Here is a 23249-nt window from a genome sequence, read left to right on the forward strand (position 1 = left end):
GCCGCCCGGGCAACCCGCGGCGGGTCAGGTGAGGTAGTCCTCGGGGCCGCCGTCGCGGGTGATGTCCAGGGTCACGCAGTGGAAGCCGCCGCCGAGGACCTGGGAGTGGCGCAGGCGTAGCGGCAGGACGTCGATGCCGTGCCGGTCGAGGGCGGCGATGAGCTCGGGCTGCTCGCGGTCGACGACGGCGTGCCCGGGGTCGACCATGAGCAGGTTCATGCCGATCCACACCTCGCTCAGCGTGTGGCCGTGAACGCTCGGCTGTGGCCGCAGCGGCGGGCACCACAGGACGTCCCACCCCTTCAGCGGCTCGGGGACGGTCTCGGGGCGCACGCGGCTGGGGTTGAGCAGGACCAGGCCGGGACGCAGCAACGAGATCGTGCTGTCGATGTGGGTGTAGCCGTACACGTCGCGCAGCGGGTGCACGCGGAGGTCGGGATCGACCAGGCGCAGGGTGGACTCCAGCCACAGCCGGCCAGCCTCGTTGCCGCTGCGGGAGACCTGGTACAGCACGTCCCTGCCCAGGCGCAGCACGTTGGCTGCGTCGAAGACGGGCTCCGCCTCGCCCAGCTGCGGCAGCCCGTCCTCGTCCAGGGGGAACAGGTCGTCGGCCAGGCGGGGCCGGGGGGCGGCCAGCCAGTGGGCCCCGGAGCGCAGGCACTCCTGGAGCAGTGGGCGCAGGCCGAACAGCTCGAAGTACCGGGCGCGGGTGGCGCTGGGCGTCTCGATGATCGTCGAGCCGACCACCAGCGTGAGGTCGCGCGGACAGAACGAGCTCATGCCGGCGCTGCGCCAGTCGGGCGTCCCGAACTCCACGCCGTGGTCGGGCGCGGGTGGCTGGTGCACGGTGATCCCCAGGCCACGCAGGGTTGAGGCCAGCTCGCCGAGGTCCTCGTTCGCCTCGTCGACGATGTGCTGGGGCACCCGGCCCACCGCCACGTCGGCCAGCTCCCGTGTGGACAGCTTGGGATAACACGTGAGCCAGGCCGACAGGTCGGCCTGTTCCGGGATGCGCGTGTACGACGCGTCGCCGACGACGATCTCGCGCAGGGTGGTGAACTCGTCCCACGAGTTCACCACCGGGCGGTGGGGGCCGGTCACCTGCGGTGTTGTCACGTCGTCAGCCTTTCGTCGAGAGGGGTTCAGTAGCCGGCGGCCTCGTGGCCGTCGTTGGCCCGGGTGGGCACCAGGAAGCTGCGGTCGAAGGTGAGCACCACCTCGCCGGTGTCCTTCCTGCCGGTCGTCCGGCAACTCACCACCCCGTCACCGGGGCGGCTCGCGGAGAGGCGTTTCGCGGTGATCTCGCTCTCCGCGTAGAGCGTGTCCCCGACGAACACCGGGTTGGGCAGGCGAATGCGGTCCCACCCGAGGTTCGCCACCGCCCGCCCGCTGGTACTGCGCGCGGTCATCCCGCCGACGATGCTCAGCGTGACCAGGCTGGACACCAGCGTTCTGCCCCACTGCCCGCGCGCGCAGTAGGCGGCGTCGATGTGCAGCGGTGACGCGTTCATGCTGAGCATGCTCATCATCACGTTGTCGAGCTCGGTGACCGTCCTACCAGGACGGTGCTCGACGGTCATGCCCACTACGAGCTCCTCGTAGCAGAAGCCGACCGTCTCCCGGTACCGGTCGGGCCCGACCCGCCGGTACCCGGAGGGACCGTCCTGCCGCCCGTCGTCCAGCATCCCCACTCCCCCGGTCCTCAGACGGCCGCCGTGAGCTCCTCGACGTGCCCGGCGAAGGTGGCCAGCTGCTCGCGGCTCAGGTCGGCGCGGATCATGATGCGGATGCCGGCCTCGCCTCGGGGCACGATCGGGAAGAACACCGCCGAGCTGTAGAAGCCGCGCCGGTACAACTCCGCCGACAGCTGGATCGCCCGCTCGGGTTCCCCCACGGTGATCCGTCGGACGGGCAGGCCGTTGCCGGCGAACGAGGTCGGCAGGAGCTCGTCGAAGTAGTCCACGTTGGACCGCAGCTTCTCCTGCAGCTCGCCCAGCTCCGCTGACCGGTGGATCGCCGCGCTGGCCAGGGACGCGCCGACGAGCGGCACCGCCATGTTCTGCGACCAGCCGACCGGGCCGGCGTGCCGGGCGAGGAACTCCGCGATGGCGCGACTGCCGACCATCGCCACGCCGCCCCCGGTACCGAAACCCTTGCCCAGGCTGGTGACGATCACCGTGAGCGGGTTCGCCGGCAGCCGTGACCGGACGAACCCCTGGCCTCGGTCGCCCATGATGGACAGGGAGTGCGAGTCGTCGATGAACAGGAACAGCCCGTACCGCTCCTGGAGGTCACGCAGGCCCTCCAGTGCGGCGGCGCCACCCATCGAGTACGCCCCGTCGGCGACGTAGGCGACGCTGGGGTACTTGCGGCACACGTCCTCCAGGTAGTCCAGGTCGTTGTGGCCGCAGGTGAGCACCAGGCTCTCCTCCGCGCAGATCGGCTTGACGTAGTTCATGCAGAAGTGGCAGTGCCGGTCGAAGACCATGACCCGGGGACCCCCGGGAGCGAGGTGGCCGGAGGCCACCAGCGGCAGGATGCCCGCGGTCACCGCGCTGCAGGACGTGCCCGGCAGCACCGGCGTGCCGAACAGGTCCGCCAGCTCCTCCTCGAGCTGGGCGAGGAGGTTGTGCCGGATCCGGGTGGTGGAGGTGACCAGCCAGGTCGTGCCGGCGTCGCGCAGCGCCCGCACCGCGCCCTCGATCACCGCGGGGTGGTGGTTGAGCCCGAGGTAGGCGCACGAGCACATGTTGGCGAACTCGTGCCCGGTCTCCCGCACCACGAGCCGGTTGTTGGACTCGGCGTCGACCCGGATGCCGATCAGCCCGTGGTCGGCCGCCGCCTGCCAGACCGGGTCGGACATCTGGATCATCTTCTCGCCGTTGCGGTAGCGGCGCGGTCCCTCGACCTGTTGGGGGTCGGTGCGGGTCATGTCGTGCCTTTCGTCGGCGCCTGCAGGTGGTTCTCGCCTTGGCCGGGAGTGCCCGGTGGGGACCGGCGGCCCGGCTCGCCCGGCGGCCCGAACTCCTCGAGCAGGCGCCGGGAGGCCTCGAAGAACGGACGGCCCACCATGGCGCCGTCCACGGTGGTGATGCCAAGGCCGCTGCGCCGGCCCGCGGCGACGACCCGGTGGGCGAGCTCCAGCCGGGCGGCGTCGGGCGAGAAGACCTCGTTGATCACGGGGACCTGGTCCGGGTGGAGCGCGATCTTTCCGCTGAACCCGAGGCTCACCGCGAGCACCGACTCGTGCCGCAGCAGGCCCTGGTCGGCCAGCTCGAAGGTGGGCGAGTCGATGGCGTGGACGCCGGCGGCCAGCGCGGCGTTGACCACTCTCGCCCTGGCGTAGCTGAGCGGCTCCCAGGCCAGGTCGATGCCCATCGCCAGGGCGTAGTCGGCCGAGCCGAAGATGACCGCGCGCAGCCCGGGTGAGCCGGCCGCGATCGCCTCGACCCGCTCCACCCCGAGCGGCGTCTCGACCACGGCGAACAGCTCGGGTCGCGGGCCGAGCACCCGATGCACGATCTCCACGTCGCGTGGCGACTCCACCTTGGGGACCAGCACGACCTCCGGCGGTGTCCGGTAGTCCCGCAGGGCGAGCAGGTCGCGCAGGCCGTCCGGTTCGCTCACCGCGTTGATCCGCACCGCGCACCGCACCGGCGCCTCGCCCGCCGCGGCGAGGAGGAGGAAGTCCTCCGCTCGGCGACGGGCGTCCTCCTTGTGCGGCAGGGGCACCGAGTCCTCCAGGTCGACCAGGCAGATGTCCGCGCCGGAGCGGTGGCAGCGGGCGTAGCGCTCGGTGGCCGTGGCCGGGGTGCACAGCATCGACCGGCAGTAGCGGGTGTACACGTCAGCTCTCCCGGTTCACGTCGATCAGGACCTTGCCGACCGTGGCCCGGGCGGCCACCGCGGCATGAGCCCCGCCGACCTCGGCCAGTGCGACCACCCGGTCGATGTGCGCGGCCAGCCGGCCGCGCGCGGCCAGCCCGAACAGCTCCTCGGCGATGCCACACAGCAGCGCGCGGTCGTCCACCACGTGCCGCATCCAGAAACCGGCGCAGCCGATGGAACCCTCGGCCAGCTCGCCGGTGGAGACCTGGATGGTGCCCCTGTCCCGCCAGCCGAGGCACACCAGCCGGCCGAACGGGGCCAGCCCGCCAAGCGCGGCGCGGGCCAGCGCTCCCCCGACCGAGTCGACGAACACGTCGACGCCGCGGCCCCCGGTCGCCGCGCGCAGCCGGCCGGCGAGGTCCTCGGCGTCCGGCGCCAGCACGTGGTGGGCGCCCAGGGCGGCGACGAACGCGCGTTTGTCCGGTGTGGACGCGATGCCGACGACCGGGTGGGCGCCCAGGGCGAGCGCCAGCTGGACCGCGAGGTGGCCGACGCCGCCCGCCGCGGCGGACACCGCGACACCGTCGCCGGGGCGCAGCCGCCCGGCCAGCACCAGGGCACCGTGCGCGGTGCATCCCTGTTCGAGCAGCCCGACCGCCTGCTCGTCGTCGAGGTGGTCGGGGACCTCGACGCAGTGCGCGTCGGCGGCCGCGGCGACCTGGGCGTACCCGCCTCCCCGGCGCAGCAGCGCGGCGACCCGGCGCCCGTCGCCGCGGCGGCGGCCGACCGCGTCCACCCCCAGCACAGCCGGCAGTGGCTGGGGCGTGTCGCCCTGTCGCCGTTCCAGGTCGTCGAAGTTGACCCCGGCGACGGTGACGTCGACCAGGCTCTCCCCGGCCGCGGGCACCGGTTCCGGCACGTCCTCCACCCGCAGCACGTCGGGCCCGCCGGGCCGCCGCATCACCACCGCCCTCATCAGACAGTCCGTCCTGGACGGTCGACCGCCACGCCGACCTCGGCGAACAGCCCCTCCACCCGGTGCGCGGCAGCCCGGGCTGCGGTCAGATCGCGGGCCAGGACGCAGTAGGTGAGGGTGTCGTCCGGCATCAACCCGGAGATGAGGACGACCCCGGTCGAGGTGTCGGCGTCGTACCCGAGCCCGGCGAGGTCGAGGCGCTCGCGTGCGGCCAGGAACGACGGCGCCGCCCAGCCGCTGCGCTCCAGCAGCACCCGGTTCGCCCGGTGGGCGTCGGCCACCAGGTGGGCCCGGACGGCGATGTGCAGGTGAGTGGAGCCGCTGACCCGCCCGTTGGTCTCGGTGAAGACGATCTCGCCGGCGGGGGTGAGCACGGCGTCGGTGCTCAGGAAGCCGCGGTAGCCCATCGCCGCGAACGAGCGGCAGAGCCGACGGCCGGCGGTCTCCAGCACCTCGGCCGCGGCCGCGCTGAGCCCCTGGGCCGGGACGACCTCGCCGACGGCGACCGGCTCCATCAGGATCTCCCCGGTGCCCAGCAGCTCGTCGGAGCCGTCGCCGACGAGGTACTCGCCATAGACGGTGTCGCAGCCGAGCAGGTACCGCTCCACGACCAGCCGGTGGCGGCCATCGTCGCTGAGCCAGTCCCACCGCCGCGCCAGGTACTCCTCGACCGCCGCGGCGTCGGGCAGGGTCACCACGCGCGGGGCGCCGGCCGCACGGACCTCGCCGGCAGGGCTGAGGATCTCGTTGCCGAAGCCACCGCCGGCGAACTCCTGTTTGAGCATCACGCAGTGGCCGGCGGTCAGCTGCTCGGTGATCGCCGCCGCCGCGTCCTCGACCCGGGAGACGACGCGGCCAGGCGCGATCGGCACGTCGGCACCCGTGGCGACCGCGCGGAACACGGCCTTGCTGTTGACCAGCGCGTCACCGCCCTGGGCACTGAACCCCAGCCCCGGAACGGCGGATCCCAGGCCGACGGCGCGGGCGAACTCGGCGATGGCCACGTCCTTGTAGACGGCGAGGAGGTGGTCGACGCCGTTCTCGCGCACCGCCGCGCCGACCGCGGCGCGGAACGCCGGGTCGGCCAACCGGTCCGGGGTCAGCAGCTCCGCGCCGAGTCGACCCGGCGGTGGGACCAGCAGGGTCAGCGAGCTCGGGTCGACCCGGGTGAGGTCGGCGACGTAGGCCAGGTAATCAGTGTCGGGCGGCTGCGGCAGGACGACGACATCGCCGGTGCCGGCGAACCAGAGGACGCGCTGGGCCGCACACCCGCCCGCGCGCCGCTCGTCGGGGCTGAGCGCGGCCAGGTCCCCCACCATCTCCTCGGTCCGGCTGTTGCCGACGACCAGGGCGGTCACGGCGCGACCACCCGGCGCGCCGCCAACCGTCCGCCGCACCACGAGAAACGCACCACGAATTCCTCCCCCGTCGCCAGCGAGACGTCCTCGGGAAACGGCACCCAGCCTGCACCCAGTGGGTTCTCCCGGTTTTCCGGTGAATTCCCGAAGAACACTCCGGCGGCCAACTCGAGCTCGAACCGCACCGCCGACTTCCCCAGTATCCGCGAATTCGCTGACTTCTCATTAACGCGGAATTGCGCCGATACTGCCAGAGATATCCCTTGATCCGCTATCAAACCACTAACTGACGAAAGCTGGCAACGAATTCCACGAAATGCGTCTTCCCAGCCCACCGGACTGGACTGTTCAGCGGGTACAAAAACAGTTCCTCCGAGTAGGTATTCACCGGAAAGTGCAAAAAGACCCGGCAGCCGGCGCGCCTCAGCGGTCCTGGCAGAGGAGATAGGGCTGGCCGTCGGTCGTGACACAGGGGGTGTAGCCGGCCTCGACCAGGTCCGCGTACGCCGTCTTGGTCGTCAGGTAGCCGATCAGCGACCCGAGGACGCCGCCGTTCGGGGGGACGCCGTTGGTGTAGAGGTACTCGATCGCCCAGAAGGGATACCCCGCCGCCGCGGAGCTGGCGTCCGGGCGCAAGCCGTCGAGGTCGAGAACGGTCACCGGGAGGCGTCGCTCGGTCAGCTGGTCGGCCGACGCCAGGCTGACATAGCCGATCGCGCCCGGGGTGCCCGCGACCTCGTCCGCGACCTCCTCCTCCGAGGACCGTTCGCACCGGACAACCCGCGCGCCGGCGCGGTCGGCGGTCTCACAGGAGTCGGAGGTCAGCTCCCCCTGCGAGGCGCCGTCGAGCAGGGTCTGCTCGAAGGTGCGCCGCGAGCCGGACTCCCCGCCGCGGCCGACGATCCGGATGGGCAGCGACGGCCCGGCCCGCAGCTGGTTCCAGTCCCGGTAGCGACCCGCGAAGATGTCGCGAACCTGCTCGGTGGTCAGCCGGTCCACCCCGGCCGCGTCGTTGACGATCATCGTGTAGACGATCACCGCGACCGGCCGCGCGGTCAGCTCCTCGGTGGCCACCGTCGACCGGCCGTCCGACAACGCCGCGACCGAGCCGCGCCGGCCCTGGTCCAGCCGGACCACCTCCCGCACGCCCTCGTTGCTGCCGCCGGCAGCCACCGTGATGTCGGCACCGCAGGCGGCGGCGTAGTCGTCGGCGATCCTCGAGATGATCGGGGCGAACGCCGTCGACCCCACGATCCTCAGCTCGCCCTGCGCGCAGTCGACCTGCGTCGCCGTGGTCTCCCGGTCCACCGGGAAGATCACCACCGCCGCGATCCACAGCCCGGCCAACAGCACCCCGAACGCCGCGGTGCCCAGCGGCCACAGCGCCCTGCGCACCGTCCGCTCGTCCCTGATCCGCCGGTGGCCCTCCGGCCCGGCCACGCCCTTGGTGACCGGTCCGGGGCGCGCACCCGCGGGCTCGCTGAGGACCACGATCAGCTTGAACCTCTCCTTGGCCCGCAGGGCGAGGGACGGCTTGAGCCGGATCCCGTGCCAGACCGGCGGGGCGGCGGGTGACGGGTCCGCGCCCGCGGCCGGGCCGACCGGCGCCGGGGTCGCGCGGAACGCGGCCACCAACCGCTGCGGGAGCGTCCGGCGCACCTCCGGCAGCGTGGTCGCCGCCGGCGGGGAGGCCGGGTCGGTGGAGAAGAACTCCAGGCCCTCGGCGAGCTTGCGGCGGTCCTCGTCGTCGGTGCGGTGGCTCGGGTCGGAGATCCGGGCGTTCCAGATCACCCGGCCGCCGAAGGTGAACTCGACCCGCTCACCGAGGTCGCCGACCGAGACGTCCCCGCCGGTGTTGCGGATTCGGACGACCACCGAGCTGAGCCGCCTGAACATGTTCGACATGTGGGCCAGGTCGGGTTCGGCGTACAGCGGCTGGTCACCGTCGAGGTCGACGTCGAGTCCGATCTTGGAGTCGCTCTGCACCCGGTAGAGGACGCGCTTGCGCCGGGAGAGGAACCGCTGGGCGAACGGGGTCACGATCGCGGCCACCGCCACCACCGCCGCGACCCCCGCGATCACCGTGTTCTGGCCGGAAAGACCCTCCAGGAGGCTGTACAGCAACTCCCCGACGAAGCCCACGCCCGCCCTCCCGCGCCCCTCCCGCCAGAAAGGACCAGCCTAGGAGTCGATCAACGCGGACCGGGTGGAGAAACGGGAAGTTCACGACACGTTCAGGTACCGGTCGACTCTGTCAGGACGGTGGGGCGACCCATTCGGGTAGGCGGGTGCCCGGGTCCAGAACCAGGTGCTTGTGGCCGGGTTTCCGGGTGCGGACGGTCTCGTCGAGGTGCACGGAGAGGAGGTTGAACGCCCCGGCCTCCCGCCCGATGTCCGGCCACAGGGTCGCCGCGTCCTCGTACAGGAGCGGGAGATGCCGTTCGAGCACGTCCTCGTCCACGGCCAACCGGACCGGTGGGTCCAGCGGTTCGTCCCGCCAGCGCGAGATGACGAGCACGCTCTCCTCGGGATGGTAGGCGGATCGTCCGCCGGCCAGGTCCAGTCGGCGGACGAGTTCCCCGAGCAGGCCCGGTTCCGGGCTCGCGCGCTCCACCATGTCCCCAGGTCTACCGCACGGCGGTCAGGAACTGGTCCGGGCGCAGGGACCGGTTCACGATCCGGGTGTCGCCGATCCAGCCGTAGAAACCCTGACCGTACCGCTCGGCGAACTGGGTGCCGCCGATCGCGAACGGCTTGCCGAGGGTCGAGATGCCCCTGGACTCCTCGGCGGCGTTGCGCGCGATGCGGGAGCCGTCGACGTAGAGCACCGTGTGCCGGCCGTCGTTGACGACCGCCACATGTGTCCAGCGGCCGACCGGTACGGCGTGGCTCCAGGAGGTCGGGTCCGCGTCGACCGGGACCGGGTAGACGACGAACTGCAGGAACCGCTCCGGGGAGACGTTCAGGCTGCACGTGGGCTCGTCGTCGGACCAGCCGCTGGTCTTGCCGGCGTCGCCGGCGCGGCCCTCCCAGCTGAGGATGCCCATCCAGGCGTGGTCCCCCTCGAACGGCTCGGGCAGCTTGAGGAACGTCTCGATCGTGTAGCCCGACTGGAACGTGAGGCGGTTGAGCGGCGCGCTCGGCCCGGTGCGCAGCACGGCGCCGCGGTCGGGCGCCTTGCCCCCGGCGAACCGCAGGCTCGCGTGCGCGGGCTGCGCGTCGTGGTGCTCGGCCGACCAGGTGAGCGCCTCCGGCCCGCTGGCATGCAGGTACTCGGCCCGCAGGTCGTTGCCGTTGCCGCTGAGGTCGCGCGCGACGGTGCCGGCGGGCACCGAGCTCCCGTCGGGGAAGGCCGCGAGGCCCGACCGGTCGAAGCGCCAGTACGCCACGGTGCCGCGCGGCATCACCGCGGCGGGCGGGCGCGGCGCGACGACCACCGGCGGAGCGAAGCCGGCGAAGCGCCGGTCGAAGTCGATCTCGACGCTGAACCGGTCGACCTCACCGGTCAGCTCGACGTTCTCGGCCTCGAGCGGGGTGCGCTCCCGTTTGGCCAGCAGCCAGGGCGAGTAGGTCGACACGTCGACGGTGTCACGGGCCAGGTCGAACGCGTAGAACCGGATCATGCCGGCACCGCCGTAGTAGCGGTCCTGGTAGTTCGTGACGTGCAGGTGCACGGGGTTGCCGGCGTCGTTGGTCAGGGTGGTCCGCCCCGGCGGCCAGTAGTGCCCACCGAGGGCGAGGAAGATCTGGTCGTTGCCGCGGATCAGCCGCTCCCACAGCCGTTCCCCGTGGTCGGAGAGGTGTGCCTGCCCGTCTTCCTCGGCCCAGACGAGGTCGTGGGTGGTCAGGATCGCCGGGAGCGTCGGGTGGCGGTCGAGCACCCCCTGCGCCCAGCTCAGGCCGGTGTCCGAGACCCGCCAGTCCAGTGCCAGCACGAGCCACTCCCGCCCGCCGGCACGCACGCGGTGGTAGCTGTTGTACCCGCCCGGCGAGGAGCCGCCGTAGGTGGCCATGTGCGCGAACCGGTGGGGGCCGAAGGCGCGCCGGTAGGGGCTGTCGCCGCGCTGGTCGTCGGTGCCGGAGCGAATGTCGTGGTTGCCGGCGAGGACGCTGTAGGGCAGTCGGCCGTCGATGGTGTCGAACACCCGGTCCGCGGCGCGGATCTCGGTCTCGGTGCCGTGCTCGGTGAGGTCGCCCAGCTGCGCCAGGAACACGATCCCGGCGCGGTCGCGCTCGCGTACGAGGTGGCGCAGCGTCTCGCGCACCGGTTCGTGGTCCGACCCGCCCTCGTCGAGCAGGTACTGGGTGTCCGGCAGTACGGCGATCGTGAACCGCTGCGCGGCACGGTCGGCGGGATCGGCAGCGGTCGCCGCGGCCTGACCCGCGCCGACCGAGGCGGTGGCGGCGACGACGGGCGCGGCGGCGGCTGCCTGCAACAGGGAGCGGCGCGAGACGTCACGGGGTTCGTTGTCCACGCGCACAGCATGGTGGGGCTCGCTGGCGTGCCGGTGTCGCGCGGGGGAACGGCATGCGAAACCAGGAAAGTTCCGGCACCGACCGCGTTGACCCGGTTACGGAACGATAACTAGCTTCGGCCGCATGAACAGCGCTGGACCGACGAAAGTCCTGATCAGGACGATGGATGAGGCGTTGAAGATCTGGGTGCGCGAGCTGCGGCGCCGTGGGCGCGGCAGTGCGCGCCGCCGGGCCGCCGCGGCGGCGGTCGTCACGCTGGCCGCCGGCATGGCAGCGGCCCCGGCCGTCGCCGCCGTGGACCCGAGCGGTGACAACCAGTCCGCGACGAACGTGTCGCCCGGCGGGACGCAGGTGGCGATGCGGGGCGCTCCGCCCAGGACCGGACCAATCCACCGCACGGTGCCCGACACCAGGCCCGAGTCGTGGCGCCCCGGCGAGCCACCGCGGGAGCACCAGCGGAGGAACGACGCCGAGCAGCGGGAGTACTCGCACAACCGCTGGCGCAGCTGGAACGAGAACCAGGACAAGGTGCAGCAGGAGCTCGAGGCCAGGGAGGCGCTGCAGGATCCGAACCTGCCGCCGGCCGCCAGGAACTACGCGAACCCGCTGACGCCACCGCCGCCGCTGAGCCAGGAGCAGATCGACGCGCTGAACGCGCAGCGCGCGCAGCTGGAGCCGCCGGGGTATGTCGACCAGTACCCGTCGTTCACCCTGGCGCCGAGCGACCGCGAGTCGGACAGGCTCGCCGTGCAGCAGCAGATCGACCGGAGCTACCTGAACAACGAGGAGAACCGGGAGCACAACAAGGACCAGCTGGACAGCTTCCGGCAGCGCTTCAACGAGACGATCGACGACCTGCACGACGCCGAGACGGTGCAGGACAAGCAGGCGGCGCAGGACCGGTACAACGACCTGGCGAGGGACTTCAACACGACCGAGCTGGGTGAGCGGGACAACTACGGGGGCCATCCCGAGGACAGCAGGGTGACCCCGAAGCACATGAACGACCCGGCCCCCGGCGACCCCCAGGACCCGGTCGGCGCCGTCGACCAGGGCCTCCCCCCGAACACCAGAAGCCTCGGCGAACCCGCCCCCACCACCGACGACGACAACCCCGACGACTCTGAGTCCCAGATGGACAGTCCGCGCAGCCAGGCGCAGGACGACCCCGGCTACGACGGCCCCACCGACTCCCAAATGGACAGCCCACGCAGCCAGGCCCAGAACGACCCGAACTTCGACGGGCCGACGAGTCTGGACTCGGACGTGGACCAGCAGGCGCCGGCCGCTCCGTCCCCGGACTCGGCCGAGGATGCGAACGCGGGAATGGTCTCCTCGACCGAGGACTCGGACACCATCAGCGGTGCCAGCGGCGACGACAGCCTCGGAAGCCTCAGCGGTGAGGACAGCCTGGGCACCGACGGAGTCGGCACCACCAGCAACGACGCGGTCGCCGGCGTCTCGAGCGACGACAGCCTCGGAAGCGGGAGCGACGCGGACGGTCCGGGTACGGACGGCGGCGGCACCGACGGCACGGTGGCCAGCTCCGACAGCCTCAGCGGCGGGAGCGGAACCGACAGCCTCGGTGGCGGGAGCGGAACCGACAGCCTCGGTGGCGGGAGCGACGCCGACAGCCCCGGCTCGGACGCCGGCATGGGATCCGACGCGGACGGTGGCGTGGGCATGGGCGACGGCGACGCCTCCAGCGGCATGGGTGGAGGCGACGCCTCTGGCGGCATGGGTGGAGGCGACGCCTCTGGCGGCATGGGTGGAGGCGACGCCTCCGGCGGGATGGGCGGGGACGCCTCCGGCGGGATGGGCGGCGACGCCTCCGGCGGGATGGGCGGCGACAGCACCGGCGGCATGGGCGGCGACAGCACCGGCGGCATGGGCGGCATGTCCTCCGGCGGCATGGGCGGCGACGGCGGCTTCTGACTCGCCCCGGCCTCAGGCCCGGTGTTCTCCCCCGCGAACACCGGGCCTGTTCCCGCCGTCAGCCCGCGCCAAGCAGCAGCGCGACCGCGACGAGGATCGGCACCGACACCACCGTCGTGATCAGCACCGTGTCCCTGGCCAGCACCGTCTCCTCGTCGGCCGGGTCGCGGGCGTTCGCGGAGGCGTAGACGAACACGTTCTGCGCGGTGGGCAGGGCCGAGGTCACGGTGACCGCCAGCAGGGCCGTGCCCGCCAGGCCGGCCACCCAACGGCCCAGTGCGTACGCGAGCAGCGGCTGCGCGACCGCCTTGAGCACGACCACGAGCCAGACCCGCGCCGCCTTCGGACCCGACGCCGGGCGCGGGGCACCGTTGAGGCTCATCCCGTAGGCGAGCAGCGCCGCCGGCACCGCGAGCGCGGCCAGCAGCTCCACCGGCCGCTGGACGGTGACCGGCAGCCGCCAGTCCACCGCGGCGAGGGCGAGCCCGGCGGCACACCCCAGCACGACCGGCGTGCGCAGCGGCTGGGTCAGCCGGCTCCACCGGGAGCCGCCGCCGGAACCGGCCAGGACGGCCAGCCCGACCGGGGCCAGCACCAGGATCTGGAACAGCAGGACCGGGACCACGAACGCCGCGTCCCCCAGCACGTAGACCGCGATCGGCACGCCCAGGTTGCCCGCGTTGACATACGAGGACGCCAGCGCGCCGGTGGCCAGCTCGCGCGGGCGCGACCGCCAGCGCCACCTGGCCAGCACGACGAACAGCAGGGCGCAGACCACGGCGCTGCCGGCGGTGGCGACCAGCGCTGTCGACAGCAGCGCCCCGGTGTCCGCCTCGGCCAGTGTGAGCAGCAGCAACGCCGGTGTCGCGACGAAGTAGGAGAGCCGGGAGAGCACCCCGGCCGCGCCCTCCCCCAACGCACCGCTGCGGCCGGCGATCCAGCCGACCGCGATCACCGCCACGAGCGCGCCGAACCCGGCGAGGACCGAGTTCACGCGGCGGTCACCTCGGCGGTTCCAGCACCCCGTCGACCCGGCGCGGGATCGCGGTGAAGTCGTCGGCGAGCTCCGCCGGCAGGACGTCGGCTGGCGCGTTCTGCCAGGTGACCGGGCGCAGGAACCGGCGGATGGCGGTCGTCCCGACCGAGGTGTGCTGGGAGTTCGTCGAGGGCCACGGGCCACCATGATGCTGGGCCCAGGACACGGCCACCCCGGTCGGGTAGGCGTCGAAGACGAGCCGGCCGGCCAGCGGGCGCAACCGCCGCGCGAGCGCCAGCGGCAGCTCGGTCTCCTCCCGGCCGCGCAGCACCGAGGCGGTCAGGGAGGAGGGCAGCCCCTCCAGCGCCGCGAACAGCTCGCCCTCGCCCTCGTAGCGGACGACCACGGTCAGCGGGCCGAAGCACTCCTCGGTCACCCGCTCGGGCAGGCGCCGCGCCGAGGTGGCGAGCAGCAGCGGCGTCGCCGCGAACCCCGCCGTGTCGGCCGCCGCGCCGCGCGCCAGCTCCTCGACGCCCGGCACCGCCGCCAGCTCGCGCGCGATGCGGCCGAACGAGTCGGCGATACCGGCGTTGAGCAGCACCTGCGGACCGGTCTCCCGAACGGCGGTCGCCATCGCCTCGACCACGACGTCGCCGTCCGTCCCGGCCGGCACCAGGACCAGGCCCGGCTTGGTGCAGAACTGCCCGCCGCCGAGCGTGGCCGACCCGACCACCTCCCGCCCGATCGACTCGCCGCGCTCCTCGGCCGCCGCCGGCGTGACCACGATCGGGTTGAGGCTGCTCAGCTCGCCGAAGAACGGCACCGGGTCGGGCCGCTGCTCGATGATCCGCAGCAGTGCCCGGCCACCGGCCGCCGAGCCGGTGAAACCGACGGCGCGGATCGCCGGGTGGGCGACGAGGTCCGCGCCCGCGGCCACGCCGTGCACGAGGCCGAGCGTGCCCTCCGGCGCGCCAGCCGAGCTGGCCGCGTCGCGCAGGATCTCGAAGCACAGCTGGGAGGTGGCCGGATGGGAGCCGTGCGCCTTGACCACGACCGGGCAGCCGGCGGCCAGGGCCGAGGCGGTGTCACCGCCGGGGACCGAGAAGGCGAGCGGGAAGTTGCTCGCGCCGAACACGGCGACCGGCCCGAGCGGCACGAGCATGCGACGCAGGTCGGGGCGAGGGCCCATCGGGGTGTCCCCGGGGTGGTCGATCGCCGCCTCGAGGTAGCCGCCGTCGGTGAGAACCTCGGCGAACAGCCGCAGCTGGTAGGTGGTCCTGGTCAGCTCGCCGTTCAGCCGGGTCGGGCCGAGCGCGGTCTCCCGGTCGGCCGTGGCGACCACGCCCTCCCGCCGAGCCTCGAGCGCGGCGGCCAGCGCGTGCAGCAGGGCGGCACGCCCGGCGCGGCCGAGGGCGTCCAGGGCCGTCGCGGCGGCCAGCGCGGCCTCGCAGCGGGCGAGGACCTCCTCCGGCGAGGTCTCGCGGCCGACGGTCTCGACCGCCTCGCCGGTCCTGGGGTCGACGCTGCGCACGTCGGTCATCGAGAGCCTCCGGGAGAGTTGCCGAATGAGACGGACTCGCCGGTCCAGGCGCGGGCCTGCTCGCTCAACGTGACGCCCAGGCCGGGCCGGTCGGAGAGGTACATGCGCCCGCCCGCGGTCGTCAACCGCTCGTTGAACAGCGGGTACAGCCAGTCGAAGTGCTCGACCCATGGCTCGATCGGGTAGGCGGCGGCCAGGTGGACGTGTATCTCCATGGCGAAGTGCGGCGCGAGCTGCAGGTGGGCGTGCTCGGCGAGCGTGGCGAGCTTGAGGAACTGGGTGATGCCGCCGATCCGGGGGGCGTCGGGCTGGAGCACGTCGGCCGCGCCGTGCCGGATCAGCTCCCAGTGCTCGGCGACGCTGGTGAGCATCTCCCCGGTGGCCACGGCAGTGGTCAGCGCGCGGGCCAGCTCCGCGTGGCCCGCGGCGTCGGCCGCGTCCAGCGGCTCCTCGATCCACACCAGGTCGAACTCCTCCAGCGCCTGGCAGACACGCATGGCGCGGGGCCGGTCCCACTGCTGGTTGGCGTCGACCATCAGCGGCACGTCCGTGCCGAGGTGCTCGCGGACCGCGGTGACCCGGCGCAGGTCCTCCCGCCAGTCCGGCTGGCCGACCTTGATCTTGATCCCGCCGACGCCGGCCTCCAGCGTGCGGGTGGCGTTGTCCATGACCTGCTCGACCGGCTCGTGCAGGAAGCCGCCTGAGGTGTTGTAGCAGCGCACGGAGTCGCGGTGCGCGCCGAGCAGCTTGGCCAGCGGCAGGCCCGCGCGCTTGGCCTTGAGGTCCCAGAGCGCGACGTCGATCGCGGCCAGCGCCTGGGTGCTCGCCCCGCTGCGCCCGACCGACGCACCCGCCCAGACCAGCTTCGTCCACAGCCGACCGATGTCGCTGGGGTCCTCGCCGAGCAGCTCGGGCGCGACCTCGCGGGCGTGGGCGAACTGGGCCGGTCCCCCGGCGCGCTTGGAGTAGCCGAAGCCGATGCCGGACAGCCCCGCCTCGGTGTGGATCTCGGCGAAGAGCAGCACGACCTCGGTCATCGGCCGCTGCCGGCCGGTGAGAACCTTGGCGTCGCTGATTCCGGTCGGCAGCGGCAGGGTCACCGAGGACAGGGTGACCCCGTCGATCCGGTCCAGGATGGCCAGCCCGCCTCCCCGGAGATCAACCCCGTTGGTCGCCTCGGGCAGTAAACGTTCGGGTCGGGCACCTACTTGTGGCTGGGGTGCGTCACGTTCCCCTGAGGCGGCGGTCGCGGAGGTGGTCGGGCGGTGTCTCATCGGGCTGTCCGTCATTGGGCTACCTCCAGGGGGCGAGGCAGGGGCGTTTGGGGTCGAAGCGCCAGTCGGGCACGAGGTAGCGCATGGCCACCGCGTCGTCGCGGGTGCCGAGGCCGTGCTCACGGTGGAGCTCGTGGGCCGCGGCCAGCGCGTCGAAATCGAGCTCCACGCCCAGGCCAGGCCCGGTGGGCACCGTGATCGCGCCCTCGCGGATCACCGGCGGGCGGCGGGTCAGAGCCTGGCCGTCCTGCCAGATCCAGTGGGTGTCCAGGGCCGTGATCGGGCCCGGTGCCGCCGCGCCGACGTGGGTGAACATCGCGAGCGAGACGTCGAAGTGGTTGTTGGAGTGGGAGCCCCAGGTCAGCCCGAAGTCCGCGCAGAGCTGCGCGACCCGGACCGAGCCGCGCATGGTCCAGAAGTGCGGGTCGGCGAGCGGGATGTCGACGGCGGCGGCCCGCACCGCGTGGGCGAGCTCGCGCCAGTCGGTGGCGACCATGTTGGTGGCGGTGGGCAGCCCGGTCGCCCGCCGGAACTCGGCCATGGTCTCGCGTCCGGAGTAGACGCCCTCCGCGCCGACCGGGTCCTCGGCGTAGGCCAACACCCCGTGCAGGTCGCGGCAGAGCGCGACGGCGTCGGCGAGCAGCCAGGCGCCGTTGGGGTCCAGAGTGATCCGTGCCTCGGGAAAGCGGCGGGCCAACTCCCGCACGACGGCGACCTCCTGCTCGGCGGGCAGCACGCCGCCCTTGAGCTTGAAGTCGGCGAAGCCGTAGCGGGCCCGCGCCGCCTCGGCCAGCGCGACGACGGCCTCGGCGCTCAGCGCGGGCTCCCGGCGCAGCCGCTCCCAGTCGTCGGCCGGCCGCTCCTCGGCCAGGTAGGGCAGGTCGGTGGCCCGCCGGTCGCCCACGAAGAACAGGTAGCCCAGCACGGGGACGCGCTCGCGCCGCAGCCCCTCACCGAGCAGCTCGGCCACCGGCACGCCGAGGTGCTGGCCGAGCAGGTCCAGCAGGCACGACTCCAGGGCGGTGACCGCGTGGACCGTCGTCCGCTGGTCGAAGGTCTGCCGGCCGCGCCCGCCGGCGTCGCGGTCGGCGAAGGCGGTGGCGACGGCGCGCAGCAGCCGGTTGTAGTGGGCGACGGGCCGGCCGACGAGCAGCTCCGCGGCCTCCTCGATGGTCCGGCGGATAGCCTCGCCGCCGGGCACCTCGCCGATCCCGGTCCGGCCCTCGCTGTCGGTCACCACGACGATGGTGCGGGTGAAGAACGGGCCGTGGGCGCCGCTCAGGTTCAGCAGCATGCTGTCGTGCCCGGCGACCGGCACCGCCTGGATCCTGGCGACCGTGGGCTCGCTCACGAGACGGTCCGCACGAGCTCGGTGAGCTCGGCGAGCTCGTCGGGGGTCAGGTCGGTCAGCGGGGGCCGCACGCGCCCGCCGTCGCGGCCGACCGCGGTCAGCCCGGCCTTGACGATCGACACCGCGTAGCCGCGGCCGCGGTCGCGGATGTCGAGGTAGGGGATGACGAACTCGTTCAGCATCCGGTACACCTCGGCCCGGTCCTGGGCCCGCACGGCGGCGTAGAAGCGCAGCGCGAACTCCGGCAGGAAGTTGTAGAGCGCCGAGGAGTACGTGCTCATCCCGAGCTGCAGCAGCGGCAGCGCGAAGGTCTCCGCGGTGGGCAGCCCGCCGATGTAGGCGAGCCGGTCCCCGACCTTGGCATAGGTCCGGGTCAGCCGCTCGATGTCGCCCACGCCGTCCTTGAGCCCGACCAGGTTGGGGTGCCGCTCGGCGAGCTCGACGACCGTCGCGTCGTGCAGGACGGCGTTGGCCCGGCTGTAGACGATCACACCCAGCTCGGTCGCCCGGCACACCGCCCCGACGTGCTCGACCAGGCCGCGCTGCCCGGCCTCGGTCAGGTAGGGCGGGAACAGCAGCACGCCCGAGGCCCCGGCCTGCTGCGCGGACCTCGCCTGCTCGACGGCGACCGCCGTCGCCCCGGTGGCCGGCGCGATGACCGGGACCCGGCCGGCGACCTCGTCGACGGCGACGCGGACCACCCGGTCCACCTCGGCGGTGGTGAGCGAGAAGCCCTCCCCGGTGCCGCCGGCGGCGAACAGCCCGGCCACGTCGAACCCGGACTGCCAGGCCAGGTGCTCGCGGTACCGGGGCTCGTCGAACCGGAGGTCGGCGTCGAAGTGGGTCACCGGGAAGGAGAGCAGGCCGGAGCGCAGCCGCTCGGCGAGGGACTCCGGAGGCAGTAGCGTCACCCGTCCATGTAAGAACGCCGCACGATGCATGTCCAAGAGCGGTTTCGCATGAGCCGATACCGGGAGGGCATCACTCCTCGGGTGGGAGGTTGTCGAGCACGTGCAACGCCCGCCACAGGGCCGGGTTGGCGGAGTCCCGCCGCCAGAGCAGGTGCAGCTCCACCGGCTCGGCGACGGCCAGGGCGAGGCGGGCGAACCGCACGCCCTCGATCGGCAGGCGGGCGGCGGACCCGGGGACGAACGCGATGCCCCGGCCCGCCGCGACCAGCCAGAGCATCGTGAGCACCTGGCTCACCGTGTGCACGGTGTGCTCCGGGTCGACCGGGACGGCGCCGACGACGAGGTCGTAGAAGTACCTCGCCTCGGTCGGCGAGTGCATGATGACCCGTTCACCGGCCACGTCGGCCGGGGTGAGGTCGCGACCGAGCTCGCCGAGGGGGTGCCCGACGGGCACGGCGACCAGCAGCGGCTCCCGGTGCAGCAGGCGCGAGCCGAACGTCGCGAGATCGAACGGCGGCCGGGCGAGCCCGAGGTCGATCTTCTCGTTGACCAGCCCGGCGACCTGCTCCCGGGTCACCAGCTCGGAGAGCTCGACGTCCACGTCGGGCAGCTCCGCGGAGAGGCGGTTGAGCAGCCGGCCGAGCACCCCGTAGGCCGAGGCCGCGGTGAAACCGACCCGGACGACGCCGCTGAACCCCGAGGAGACCCGGCGGGCCAGCTCCGGCGCCGCCTCGACGAGCGCGATCAGCCGCCTGGCCTCGACGAGGAACACCTGCCCGGCCGCGGTGAGGGTGACCCGCCGCTGGTCGCGGACCAGCAGCTGGGCGTTCACCGCGCGCTCGAGCTTCTGGATCTGACGGCTCAGCGGGGGCTGGGTCATCTTCAGCCGAGCCGCGGCCCGGCCGAAGTGCAGCTCCTCCGCGACGGCGACGAAGCCGCGCACCTGCTCGATGGTGAATCCCATGCACGAAAGGTATCAATCCATGCCTCAAGGGATTTGGACAGGCATGACCGAAGCTCATACCCTCCCTGATCCAAGAGCCCGCGCGTCTCGAAGGAGAGAACGATGATCAGGAAATGGGCGGTAGCCGGGGTAGGCCTGGCACTGGCGCTCTCGACCACGGCGTGCGGCGGCAACCTCGGCGGCGGCTCGGACGAGGAGGCGGCGGAGTTCCCCGGCGGTGACCCGATCACGATCTACGTCGGGCAGGATCCGGGCGGCAGCACGGACCTGATCGCACGGGCACTCGCCGACGCGGCCGCCGACGACCTCGGCGTCGCGATCACGGTGGAGAACAAGCCGGGGGCCAATGGCGCGCTGGCCGCCCGGGAGCTCGCCGGAGCGAAGCCCGACGGCCACACGTTGATGATCTACAACGGAAGCCTGGCCTACATCACCCCGCTGGCCGTGCCGGCCGACGAGGCGGTGGACATCGCCGACTACGAGATCGTCACCGGCATCTCCCAGGACGACTACGTCCTGGTGACCGCCCCGTCCTCGGGCCTGAAGACGGTCGAGGACCTGAAGGGGCCCGGGCGCCCGATCACCTACGGCACGACCGGTGTCGGCACCGGCAGCCAGCTCTCCCAGGCCCTGCTGTTCGCCCAGGCCGGCATCGAGGCCACGGCCGTGCCCTTCGACGGCGGGTCGCCGACGCTGACGGCGGTCCTCGGCGGCCAGGTCGACGTGGGCTCCATCCAGCTCGGGGAGGCGGTGGAGCAGATCGAGGCGGGCAAGCTGACCCCGATCGTCACCTTCGCACAGGAGCGGCCCTCGTACCTGCCCGACACCCCGACCGCCGTGGAGGAGGGCTACGACACCCCGGTGCAGCAGTCCCGCGCCGTGTTCGCCCCCGGCGGCACCCCCGCGGAGGTGCTCGACCGCCTGCGCCAGTCGTTCCAGAAGGCGTTCGACTCCGACGCGTACCAGAAGTTCAACGAGGACAACCAGCTCACCCCCAACGAGGTCGACGGCGACGAGCTGCGTGACCAGTGGAGCGGCAACCTCGACAAGTACCGGCAGGTGGTCGAGGAGTACGGCATCAAGCTGGGCGAGCAGCAGTGACCGACCGGGGCGACGAGCCGCGACCGAACGGGAACGGCGTCGCCGAACACCCGCCGGCCGACGGGCAGGCCCCGGACCGCGACCGCGCCGAAAGCCCGCACCCCGAAAGCACCGGAACCGAAGGCAGCGATCTGGGGGAGGCCGTACGCGAGGTCGAGGCCGCCGCGCACGAGCACCGGCCGCCGGCCGGGCCGTTGGCCAACGCCCTGACCGCGGGCGCCGTGGTGGTGCTGGGGGTGGCCGCGGTGCTCGGCTCCTGGTCGCTCGGGGTGGGCAGCGCCAGCACTCCCGGACCGGGAACCTGGCCGCTGCTGGTGAGCCTCGCGCTCGTGGTGCTGGGGGTGGCGCTGCTCGCCGGGGCGCGGCGGGCGAGCGACGCCGAGCGGTTCTCGCGGTCCAGCTGGCTGGTGCTCGCGGGGATCGCGACGATGGTCGGCTTCGTCGCGGTCATCGAGGTGGTCGGGTTCGAGATCCCGGCCGCACTGCTCTGCTTCGTGTGGCTGCGCTTCCTGGGACGGGAGAGCTGGCGCACCTCCGTCCTCACCAGTCTCGGGGTGGTCGTCGCGTTCTACGCGGTGTTCGTCGCGGCCCTCGCCGTGCCCATCCCGCACCTGTTCTAGGAGGGTCCGTGGACCTGTCCCCCGTCCTCGACGGCTTCGGCGTCGTACTGGAGCCGACGAACCTCCTGTACTGCCTCATCGGCGTCGTGATCGGCATGCTGATCGGCGTGCTGCCCGGCCTCGGCCCGGCGGCGACGATCGCGATCCTGCTGCCGGTCACCTTCGGCATCGAGCCGGTCACCGCGATCATCATGCTGGCCGGGATCTTCTACGGCGCCCAGTACGGCGGGACGATCACCTCGGTGCTGCTTCGGCTGCCGGGCGAAGCGTCCTCTGTGGTCACCGTGTTCGACGGGCACGCGATGGCCCGGCAGGGACGCGCGGGCACCGCGCTCGGCATCGCCGCCATCGGCTCGTTCGTCGGCGGCACCGTGTCGATCGTCGCGCTGTCGCTGCTCGCCCCGGTGGTGGCCGGCTTCGCGCTGGACTTCGGGCCGCCCGAGTACACCGCGCTCGCGCTGCTCGGCATCCTCCTGGTCGCCACGGTCAGCAGCGGGAACCGGCAGAAGGCGGTGATCGCCGCGTGTGTCGGCCTGCTGCTGGCCACGGTCGGCCGGGACGGGTTCACCGCTGCCGAGCGGTTCACCTTCGACAACCTCTCCCTCGCCGACGGCCTGGACTTCGTGCCGATCGCGATGGGCCTGTTCGGGCTCGGCGAGATTCTCTACAACCTCGAGGAGCGGCACCGGGCCGTGCAGGCACCGGTGGCGGTCACCAACGTATGGCCCTCCCGAGCCGACCTGCGGCAGTCCTCAGGCGCGATCGGGCGCGGCTCGGTGCTCGGCTTCCTGCTCGGCATCCTCCCCGGCGGTGGGGCGACGCTCTCCTCGCTGGCCGCCTACGCGCTGGAGAAGCGGCGCGCCAAGGACCCGGCGCGGTTCGGGCGGGGCGCGGTCGAGGGCGTCGCGGCGCCGGAGAGCGCCAACAACGCGGCGGCGACCTCCTCGTTCATTCCGCTGCTCACGCTCGGGATCCCGGCCAACGCGACCATGGCGGTGATCTTCGGGGCGCTGCTCATCCAGGACGTCACCCCCGGCCCCCAGCTGGTCACCGAGGAGCCCGAGCTGTTCTGGGGCGTGGTGAACTCGATGTACCTCGGCAACATCCTGCTGCTGGTGATGAGCATCCCGCTGGTCGGCCTGTTCGTCCGGATCCTGCGGGTGCGCGCGACGATCCTCGCGCCGATCACCGTCCTGATCACCCTGGTGGGCGTGTACACGGTCAACAACGACGTCTTCGACATCGTGCTGGTGATCGTCTTCGGCGCTCTCGGCTACCTGATGCGCAAGCTCGGCTTCGACCCCGGCCCGCTCGTGCTCGCGTTCGTGCTCGGCTCGCTGCTCGAGGACTCGCTGCGCCGCTCGCTGCTCATCTTCGACGGGGACCCGACCGGGTTCCTCACCCGGCCCATCTCCGGGACGCTGTTCGCCGCGTTCCTCGTGGTGGCCCTCCTCCCACCGGTCCGCGCGGCGCTGGCCCGCCGCCGGACCCCCAACCCGACCAACCGGACCAAGGAGCACCTATGACCGTCCTCGCATCCTGCTGACCGCGGAACGCGCTGCTGGCCGAGAAACCGCCCACTCCTTGACAGAAGGTGGCCGGCGCCGCCAGGGTTCGGTGAGGAGGCGCCCGATGACGAACCTTCGCCCGTTCGGCGTTCCCGCCGCGGCGGTCAGCCGACGAACCCTGTTGACCGGAACGCTCGGAGCCGGCGCGCTCGCGGCCCTCACCGCGTGCGGCGGCGGTGAGGACACCGGCGGCGGTGGCGGTGGCGGTGGTGGCACCGTGACGTTCGGATCGAACTGGGCCGACGAGGTACCCAAGAACGCCGTCGCCGCGATGATCAAGGGTTACTCCGGCGGCGAGGTCAGGATCAACACGGTCGACCACAACTCGTTCCAGGAGAACATCAACAGCTACCTGCAGGGCGGGCCGGACG

The 23249-nt window shown here is 72.7% G+C and carries 20 protein-coding genes and 1 pseudogene; 5 read left to right on the top strand and 16 right to left on the bottom strand.

Translation table 11 applies throughout. The features are described from left to right. Window positions 1–24: 24 nt before the first annotated feature. The 10 genes from BU204_RS32435 to BU204_RS32480 all read right to left on the bottom strand — a co-directional run bounded on the left by BU204_RS32435 (window position 25) and on the right by BU204_RS32480 (window position 10637). Window positions 25–1116: a scyllo-inosamine-4-phosphate amidinotransferase gene (locus BU204_RS32435; RefSeq protein ID WP_083661829.1), complete on the bottom strand. Its 1092-nt coding sequence runs from the start codon at window positions 1114–1116 to the stop codon at window positions 25–27. Window positions 1117–1142: 26 nt separating this feature from the next. Continuing rightward, window positions 1143–1685: a MaoC family dehydratase gene (locus tag BU204_RS32440; RefSeq protein ID WP_075129618.1), complete on the bottom strand. Its 543-nt coding sequence runs from the start codon at window positions 1683–1685 to the stop codon at window positions 1143–1145. Window positions 1686–1702: 17 nt separating this feature from the next. After that, window positions 1703–2932 carry an 8-amino-7-oxononanoate synthase family protein gene (locus BU204_RS32445; RefSeq protein WP_075129619.1) on the bottom strand — a complete coding sequence of 410 codons (1230 nt, stop codon included), beginning with the start codon at window positions 2930–2932 and terminating at the stop codon, window positions 1703–1705. Continuing rightward, window positions 2929–3846 (bottom strand): HpcH/HpaI aldolase/citrate lyase family protein, encoded by a 918-nt coding sequence (locus BU204_RS32450; protein WP_083661830.1) that lies wholly within the window; start codon window positions 3844–3846, stop codon window positions 2929–2931. The genes BU204_RS32445 and BU204_RS32450 overlap by 4 nt, the downstream gene beginning before the upstream one ends. 1 nt (window position 3847) lies before the next feature. Continuing rightward, on the bottom strand, window positions 3848–4804 hold the full coding sequence (locus BU204_RS32455) for a quinone oxidoreductase family protein (RefSeq protein ID WP_075129620.1): 957 nt from the start codon (window positions 4802–4804) through the stop codon (window positions 3848–3850). Further along, entirely contained in the window at window positions 4804–6162 is a 1359-nt protein-coding gene (locus BU204_RS32460; protein ID WP_075129636.1) for a preATP grasp domain-containing protein, read from the bottom strand. Before BU204_RS32460 ends, BU204_RS32455 begins: the two co-directional genes overlap by 1 nt. Beyond that, window positions 6159–6347: a hypothetical protein gene (locus tag BU204_RS32465; protein WP_075129621.1), complete on the bottom strand. Its 189-nt coding sequence runs from the start codon at window positions 6345–6347 to the stop codon at window positions 6159–6161. The genes BU204_RS32460 and BU204_RS32465 overlap by 4 nt, the downstream gene beginning before the upstream one ends. A gap of 238 nt (window positions 6348–6585) precedes the next feature. Further along, window positions 6586–8304, bottom strand: a complete 1719-nt coding sequence (locus BU204_RS32470) for a PstS family phosphate ABC transporter substrate-binding protein (protein ID WP_075129622.1) — start codon at window positions 8302–8304, stop codon at window positions 6586–6588. A 112-nt stretch (window positions 8305–8416) separates the two neighbouring features. Then, the gene (locus BU204_RS32475) at window positions 8417–8779 is read right to left on the bottom strand and encodes a hypothetical protein (RefSeq protein WP_075129623.1); all 363 of its coding nucleotides are present in this window, start codon (window positions 8777–8779) and stop codon (window positions 8417–8419) included. A gap of 10 nt (window positions 8780–8789) precedes the next feature. Then, window positions 8790–10637: a LamG-like jellyroll fold domain-containing protein gene (locus BU204_RS32480; protein ID WP_075129637.1), complete on the bottom strand. Its 1848-nt coding sequence runs from the start codon at window positions 10635–10637 to the stop codon at window positions 8790–8792. Between the two features lie 124 nt (window positions 10638–10761). Between BU204_RS32480 and BU204_RS32485 the strand changes: the two genes are divergently transcribed. Further along, window positions 10762–12573: a hypothetical protein gene (locus BU204_RS32485; protein ID WP_143229905.1), complete on the top strand. Its 1812-nt coding sequence runs from the start codon at window positions 10762–10764 to the stop codon at window positions 12571–12573. Window positions 12574–12631: 58 nt separating this feature from the next. Here the strand turns inward: BU204_RS32485 and BU204_RS32490 are convergent, their stop codons facing one another. The 6 genes from BU204_RS32490 to BU204_RS32515 are packed head-to-tail and all read right to left on the bottom strand — an operon-like array spanning window position 12632 to window position 19589. Then, the gene (locus tag BU204_RS32490) at window positions 12632–13567 is read right to left on the bottom strand and encodes an AEC family transporter (RefSeq protein WP_075129625.1); all 936 of its coding nucleotides are present in this window, start codon (window positions 13565–13567) and stop codon (window positions 12632–12634) included. A 7-nt stretch (window positions 13568–13574) separates the two neighbouring features. Next, window positions 13575–15089: an aldehyde dehydrogenase (NADP(+)) gene (locus tag BU204_RS32495; protein WP_075129626.1), complete on the bottom strand. Its 1515-nt coding sequence runs from the start codon at window positions 15087–15089 to the stop codon at window positions 13575–13577. Then, on the bottom strand, window positions 15086–16363 hold the full coding sequence (locus BU204_RS32500) for an L-talarate/galactarate dehydratase (protein ID WP_083661834.1): 1278 nt from the start codon (window positions 16361–16363) through the stop codon (window positions 15086–15088). The genes BU204_RS32495 and BU204_RS32500 overlap by 4 nt, the downstream gene beginning before the upstream one ends. Before the next feature lie 19 nt (window positions 16364–16382). Continuing rightward, on the bottom strand, window positions 16383–17714 hold the full coding sequence (locus BU204_RS32505) for an enolase C-terminal domain-like protein (protein WP_143229906.1): 1332 nt from the start codon (window positions 17712–17714) through the stop codon (window positions 16383–16385). Beyond that, on the bottom strand, window positions 17711–18655 hold the full coding sequence (gene kdgD / locus BU204_RS32510; protein WP_075129627.1) for a 5-dehydro-4-deoxyglucarate dehydratase: 945 nt from the start codon (window positions 18653–18655) through the stop codon (window positions 17711–17713). Before kdgD ends, BU204_RS32505 begins: the two co-directional genes overlap by 4 nt. A gap of 40 nt (window positions 18656–18695) precedes the next feature. After that, window positions 18696–19589 carry a LysR substrate-binding domain-containing protein gene (locus BU204_RS32515; protein ID WP_075129628.1) on the bottom strand — a complete coding sequence of 298 codons (894 nt, stop codon included), beginning with the start codon at window positions 19587–19589 and terminating at the stop codon, window positions 18696–18698. 102 nt (window positions 19590–19691) lie between these two features. Between BU204_RS32515 and BU204_RS32520 the strand changes: the two genes are divergently transcribed. The 4 genes and pseudogenes from BU204_RS32520 to BU204_RS32535 all read left to right on the top strand — a co-directional run. After that, the gene (locus tag BU204_RS32520; RefSeq protein WP_075129629.1) at window positions 19692–20690 is read left to right on the top strand and encodes a Bug family tripartite tricarboxylate transporter substrate binding protein; all 999 of its coding nucleotides are present in this window, start codon (window positions 19692–19694) and stop codon (window positions 20688–20690) included. Then, window positions 20687–21310 carry a tripartite tricarboxylate transporter TctB family protein gene (locus BU204_RS32525; RefSeq protein ID WP_075129630.1) on the top strand — a complete coding sequence of 208 codons (624 nt, stop codon included), beginning with the start codon at window positions 20687–20689 and terminating at the stop codon, window positions 21308–21310. Before BU204_RS32520 ends, BU204_RS32525 begins: the two co-directional genes overlap by 4 nt. A gap of 8 nt (window positions 21311–21318) precedes the next feature. Beyond that, window positions 21319–22836: a tripartite tricarboxylate transporter permease gene (locus tag BU204_RS32530; RefSeq protein ID WP_075129631.1), complete on the top strand. Its 1518-nt coding sequence runs from the start codon at window positions 21319–21321 to the stop codon at window positions 22834–22836. Between the two features lie 106 nt (window positions 22837–22942). Continuing rightward, a pseudogene (locus BU204_RS32535) lies at window positions 22943–23249 on the top strand (carbohydrate ABC transporter substrate-binding protein); the annotation flags it as partial.

Origin of the sequence: Actinophytocola xanthii, assembly GCF_001921205.1 — a bacterium.
In the GTDB taxonomy this organism is placed as follows: Bacteria; Actinomycetota; Actinomycetes; order Mycobacteriales; family Pseudonocardiaceae; genus Actinophytocola; species Actinophytocola xanthii.